This window comes from Schlesneria sp., assembly GCF_036405755.1.
Taxonomy (GTDB): Bacteria; Planctomycetota; Planctomycetia; order Planctomycetales; family Planctomycetaceae; genus Schlesneria; species Schlesneria sphaerica.
This window is the reverse complement of sequence record NZ_DASWWZ010000337.1, coordinates 1-6008: the sequence shown is the minus strand read 5'-3', so window position 1 is coordinate 6008 and position 6008 is coordinate 1. Positions and strand designations below refer to the sequence as shown.

The following is a 6008-nucleotide window of genomic DNA, read 5'->3' as shown; positions in this document are numbered from 1 at the left end:
CGGCCGAGTTTCCCGAGTTGGCCCAGCGGTTCCAGGCCGTCTTCGCGAATCGCGGAGGAATGCAGGATCCCGCCACTCGCTGTGCGGTTCTCGCACTCCTGATGATTTCCGTCGGGTTCGCATTCAAACTCTCACTGGTCCCCTTTCATTTCTGGTGCCCTGACGCCTTTCACGGTGCTCCCGCTGAAGTCGGTGGATTCCTGTCGGTTGCTTCCAAAGCAGCGGCATTCGCCTTGCTCGTTCGTCTGTCGCTGGCCCTGGCCGGGGACGGCTCAGGTGCTCTTTCGCAGCTTTCACTCTCGTGCGGCCTCGGGCTGGGACTGGTGGCGATTGTCACTTCGACATTCGGCAACCTGGCCGCCTATTCGCAGCGAAATATCAAACGAATGCTCGCCTATTCCACGATTGCCCACGCCGGTTACTCGCTGATGGCAATTGCAGCACTGCTGGTCCTGCAAAGTGTGCGAACGGACTCAGCCTTCCAGGTTGCACACCCCGGAAACGGTCCTCGCGCGATGGAAGGGCTGCTCTATTACATGGGCGTCTACCTGTTCATGAATCTGGGGGCATTCGCGATTGTTGCGTTGATTCGGAACCAGACTTTTTCGGAAGAGATCGAAGACTACAAGGGTTTGGCACAGCAGGCTCCCGTGCTGGCAATTTGCATGGCGATCTGCATGTTCAGCCTGGTCGGCATTCCGCCCCTCGGCGGCTTCTACGGGAAAGCCTTTATTTTCGCGTCGGTTTACGAATCAACGCACGTGCACTGGTTCATGTGGCTGGTCCTCGCCGCGGGGGGACTCAACACCGTGATCAGTTTGTTCTACTATCTCCGCGTCGCCAAAATCATGTGCATCGATTCTCGGCCCTCCGGGGCGGCCACCGTCTCCATGCCGGCCAGTTCCTCTCCTGCGATGTACGTCATGCTGGTCTCAGGAATGGTGGTTTTCCTGGGGATCATTATTGATCCACTGACGAAAGTCGCACTTCAGGCGGCCCATGCCTTTTTTTGAACCGCAGATGGACCCTCGGTGATCGTCACATCGACCGGTCGACCAAACCAAAGCACAACTGAAGTCAGTGACTAGTAAAATCGATCCCGGCCCGATTCCCTCGGGCCACCCTTTTGTTCTCATAGACGGCTAGTTTCTTATGGCACACGTGCAACACAATGCCAGGCTCAACGAACTCCTGATCGCGCTCGGAAAAAGCCTGCTTCAATATGTTGGCCAATGCAGCTCGTGGTCCAGCCGGTCTCAAAAGGGAGTCGAAGCAGAGTTCCAGAAAATTGTGGCCGTTCAGCAGGAACACGTCGCAAAACTTTCCGCTCTGCTCACCGAGCGACGCTGGACGATCGATTTCGGCGGGTTTCCTGCGGATTACACCGACCTGCATTTTCTGTCACTCAATTATTTGCTGAAACTGATCCGCGTGAACCAGCAGGAACTGCTAACGGTGCTGGATGAGGCGTCTCACACCTGCATTCACGATCCGGAAGCAAGCGCCCTCATCAGCGAAATCCTGACATCGGAACGTGAGCTGACCGAGCGACTGAACAACCTGGTGCCGGCCGGGGCAAAAGCGACGGTGTGAAGTTTTTTCTCCCGGATTGTCGTACCAGCCCAATTCCCTATCTTTCTGCCCGTTGCTCTGGAATCGTGGGGCACGACGTCCCGCGGAATACTTCGACCACTTACCCGTCAGCGGTTGAAGTGCTATCGTCTCTCCCCGAGGACCGCCACCGCGTGACGGTGCTGTCCCTGCCTGGGGGCATTCTGTCTGGCTCAATTGAGTCAACTGACGCGGTTCTTCTCTTCGCTGGCTCATGAGACTTCGCACTCACGGCTCAGGTTCAGCCAGAGGACGAAGGTATCGTCCCGCCAGGCATGTCAGACAGAATTTTGCACTTTAAGAATTAGGGAAAGAGACAATGGAGTGGATTGATACCCATTGCCATCTCGACGAAGACGCCTTTACACAGGACTGTGAAGAAGTCGTGACCCGCGCGGTCGATGCGGGCGTTAAGGCGATGCTGGCGGTGGGGATTACACTGGAAAGCTGTCGCCGCGTTCTCGAACTGGCCGAACGTTTTCCCCAGGTCCACGCGATTGTCGGACTTCATCCGAATTATGTCGCGGCTGCCAATCCGGGTGATTGGGAGCAAATTGTCGCTCTGGCGAAATCACCCAAGGTTGTGGGATTAGGCGAAACAGGCCTCGATCAGTACTGGGATCATTCGCCCATCGAATTGCAGGCCGAATTCTTCGATCGGCACCTCGAATTGTCTCGCGAACTGGATCTCCCTTTTGTCGTTCATTGTCGCGATGCCGAGGAAGCGGTTATCAAGCAACTGAAAACACATGCGGAACGCGGCCCCCTCAATGGGGTGATGCATTCGTTCTGTGGCTCTGTCGAGACCGCCCACGTCTGCATGGAAATGGGAATGTCTCTTTCCATCAGTGGTATGGTGACTTTCAAGAAGAATGAAACGATCCGCAAAACAGTAGCGACAATTCCGCTCGATCGACTGCTGATCGAAACCGATGCGCCGTACCTCGCGCCGACGCCGTTTCGCGGCAAGCGGAATGAGCCAGCCCACGTCCGTTTGACGGCCGCTTGCCTTGCCGAAATTCGCGGAGTTTCGAAAGAAGAGATTGCCGAAGCGACCACGGCGAATGCTCGACGGATCTTTCGGCTTCCAGTCGGCTGAGGAAACGGAACGTTTCCGTTTCGAGCAGGCGTCGCTCTGAGTTGACCCGGTTCGCGTCTGACGGAATTCGTTCCAACGTCAAACGGTGCACAGTCTGAGGGAAGAGTCGCAAGCAGATTCAGGGAACACTTACTACGCCAGGACGTCGTGAATCACATGTCCGTGTACGTCGGTGAGTCGCCTGTTAGCCCCATTGTGACGAACACTCAGACGTTCGTGGTCAATCCCCAGCAGGTGCAGAACCGTTGCGTGAAAGTCATACGTCGTTGTCACGTCACGCTCGGCACGCCACGACCAGGGGTCACTTGCGCCATAGCTCGCACCGGCTTTGACCCCCGCCCCCGCAAGCCAGCCGACAAATGTTCCGCCGTTGTGGTCTCGCCCCTCGCTTCCTTGAGAGAAGGGCATCCGACCGAACTCGGTGTTCCACAGAACCAGCGTGTCTTCGAGGAGTCCGCGCTGCTCAAGATCCTCCAGCAGCGCGGCAATCGGGCGGTCGGTCGAGCCGCACATGGGTGGAAGCTCATTAACGATACTGGTGTGATTGTCCCAGTTGTTGGCAGCCCCGCCTGCCCCGCTCCAGACCTGAACGAACCGCACACCCCGTTCGATCAGTCGCCGAGCCAGCAGACAGCGACGACCGAAGTCTTCGGTTCTCTTCTCATCCAGTCCATAGGCTTTGTGCGTCGCCTCTGTTTCACTTCGGATATCCAGAGCCTCGGGTGCACTCAACTGCATCCGCGCAGCAAGTTCATAAGCACGGATCCGAGCGTCCAAACGAGAATCTCCCGGGTTCACGGCGAGGTGTTGGCGATTGAGTTTCTGCAGCAATTCCCGACCTTCCCGATCCGCTTCTTCAGTAATGAAATGAGCGGATTCCGGGGGACGGAGATCTGGAATCGGTGCCGGCAGACTGGTGTTGAGAATCGTGGCCTGGTGAGTCGACGACAGAAAACCGGCTGAAAAATTCCCCTTCTGGTTATAGGGAAGCCCGCGCGCATCGGGGAGCACCACGAATGTCGGGAGATTGTCAGTGAGACTTCCCAACCCATAACTGACCCAGGCCCCCATTGAGGGAAAGCCGGGCAAGAGAAACCCCGTATTCATCAGATAACTTCCCGGGCCATGAACATTGGTCCGGGACTGCATTGCCATACAGAAAGCCAGTTGATCGACCTTCCTGGCCAGGTGCGGAAGCTGATCCGATACCCAGCGTCCGGTTTCACCGTGCTGTCGCAACTCGAATGGGGGCCTTAGTATCTTTCCCGGGGCACTCGTTGCGGCTTCGACTCGGATCCCTTCCCCGGGATCGAAATCCTCACCCCCGTTCTGAAAGAGGAGCGGCTTATAGTCGAACAAGTCCATCTGACTTGCGCCGCCGTTCATAAAGAGTTGGATGACCCGCCGAACTTTGGCCCGGTGATGCAGTCCGCCGTTCAGATCGGGCTGCGGCTCATCCGCGAAAAGCTGGTCGCGCCCAAACAGATTGGCGAGGGCCAGCGAACCGAAGCCGCACGCCGTGGAAGACAAAAGATCGCGACGGGAAATGAAAGGCTTTTCCATAGACGCCCCTCTCTCGACCGGAAACAGGCGTCGAGAAATTCTCAACTCAGGTGCTTTAGCCGACCGTCAATGGCCGTATGCGGCACAATTCTACAGGAGAAACTGGTAATGCTCGCCCCGAATTTGTGGCATGTACGAGGAATTGGTTCAATCGTGCGACTCAATCTGGTGCTTGACACCCACCGTGAGCAAGTTCGTGGACGCCCCTTATTCTGGGCGACTATCATGACACAATCGTTCGTTCGGCCTTAACCTCGAAAGTTTGCGACAAAGATGAGTCTTCCCGAAAGTGTTTCCTCGGATCCACCCGTCGATTCGGAGCTCATCGTCGTCGATGCCGACCACTATTCTCCCTGGTTCGACCTGAAAGAGTTGTGGCGATATCGCGAGCTGGTCTGGATCTTTGCCGAACGTGACATCAAGGTCCGCTATCGTCAGACCGCAGTCGGAATCGCGTGGACAATCCTGCAACCGCTCGCCCAGATGGTTGTCTTCACAGGCCTCTTTCGCATGCTGAAGACGGAACCCGTCGAGGGTAGTCTCCCCTATCAGGTGACCAGCTTTTCCGGGTTGCTCCTGTATCAGCTTTTTTCCGGGATACTGGCTGCGTCGACGGCGTGCCTCGTGGATAATCGCCAGGTCGTCACCAAGGTCTATTTTCCTCGACTCGCCCTTCCCTTATCAGCTTGCCTCCGCCCCCTTCTCGATTTTGGCATCGGGATGGTGGTTCTCATGCTGCTGATGCTCTGGTTCCGGGTCGTGCCGGGCCCCGCCGTGATCCTTGCTCCGTTCGTCGTTTTTCTGACGGTCCTGTGCGGACTCTCGATTGGGCTGTGGCTTTCTGCACTGAATGCACATTATCGGGATTTTGGATATGTCGTCCCATTCATGCTGCAACTGGGAATGGTCGTCAGTCCGGTGCTGTACGAATCGAGTCTTATCCCTTCCGAGTGGATCGGGCTTTATCACCTGAATCCGATGGCGGCCTTACTCGACAGTTTTCGCTGGACGCTGTTCGGAACCAATGCTCCGCATGGGACACTGGTGCTGATCTCGCTGACTTCTCTCACCTGTCTACTGCTTTCGGGAGCGTGGTACTTTCGTCGCGTTGACCGGTTTCTGGCCGACAGTATCTGACATACGGAAACGCCCCTGTGGCACGGGGGTAAGTGACGCGGTCCCTCTGTGAAAACGAAAAAACCGTCGACAACTCAGGGCGAGCCGTCGACGGTATGAATCGTCTGGGGGGAGACGATTGGAGGGATCCTTCACTGACTTGCGTCTCGCGGATCAGGGCGAGATGGGAATCTGATTAACGGTGTCTTTCACCGAGTTGATTTCACTGACAGCGATGGCACTGAGGACCACGGCAGCAATCACACCGCCGGTCAGCAGAACCAGAGTCGGGTCGACGGCACCGAACTGTCCGCGAGCCCCGTTTTCGCCCATCACGAGCAGAGCATGCTCTTTGGCGGAAGGAGGAGCGGTCTTTTCAGACCAGACACGGAACACACCATCGGTATTGCCGGAACCAACCTGGTAGATACCGCTCTTGAGGTTCTTGAAGGAGTAGGTTCCTTCATTGTTCGTCACAGTCTGAGCAATTTCCTTGTTGTTCTGTTTGAGAACAACTTTTGCCCCTTCGATCACCTTGCCGGAGTGGTCGCAGACGCGCCCCGTCATGGTGCCACCGGCGGTCAGAACCAGATCAGGTACTCGGTTGACCTTGCCCGCT

6 protein-coding genes are annotated in these 6008 nt (G+C 56.6%); 4 read left to right on the top strand and 2 right to left on the bottom strand.

What is annotated here, in order from left to right; all coding sequences use genetic code 11:
* The 3 genes from VGE80_RS11705 to VGE80_RS11695 all read left to right on the top strand — a co-directional run.
* A partial coding sequence (locus VGE80_RS11705; RefSeq protein WP_440592795.1) for an NADH-quinone oxidoreductase subunit N occupies positions 1-1013 on the top strand: 1013 nt, incomplete at its 5' end.
* A gap of 139 nt (positions 1014-1152) precedes the next feature.
* Positions 1153-1593: a hypothetical protein gene (locus VGE80_RS11700; protein ID WP_397571352.1), complete on the top strand. Its 441-nt coding sequence runs from the start codon at positions 1153-1155 to the stop codon at positions 1591-1593.
* A 337-nt stretch (positions 1594-1930) separates the two neighbouring features.
* On the top strand, positions 1931-2710 hold the full coding sequence (locus VGE80_RS11695) for a TatD family hydrolase (RefSeq protein WP_397571353.1): 780 nt from the start codon (positions 1931-1933) through the stop codon (positions 2708-2710).
* A gap of 132 nt (positions 2711-2842) precedes the next feature.
* Here the strand turns inward: VGE80_RS11695 and VGE80_RS11690 are convergent, their stop codons facing one another.
* Positions 2843-4273: a DUF1501 domain-containing protein gene (locus tag VGE80_RS11690; protein ID WP_440592794.1), complete on the bottom strand. Its 1431-nt coding sequence runs from the start codon at positions 4271-4273 to the stop codon at positions 2843-2845.
* A gap of 273 nt (positions 4274-4546) precedes the next feature.
* Between VGE80_RS11690 and VGE80_RS11685 the strand changes: the two genes are divergently transcribed.
* Entirely contained in the window at positions 4547-5410 is an 864-nt protein-coding gene (locus VGE80_RS11685; RefSeq protein WP_373650495.1) for an ABC transporter permease, read from the top strand.
* 153 nt (positions 5411-5563) lie between these two features.
* On the opposite strand, the gene VGE80_RS11680 is transcribed toward VGE80_RS11685, so the two are convergent.
* Positions 5564-6008, bottom strand: a 445-nt coding sequence (locus tag VGE80_RS11680; RefSeq protein WP_440592793.1) for a carboxypeptidase-like regulatory domain-containing protein, incomplete at its 5' end; no start/stop codon positions are given.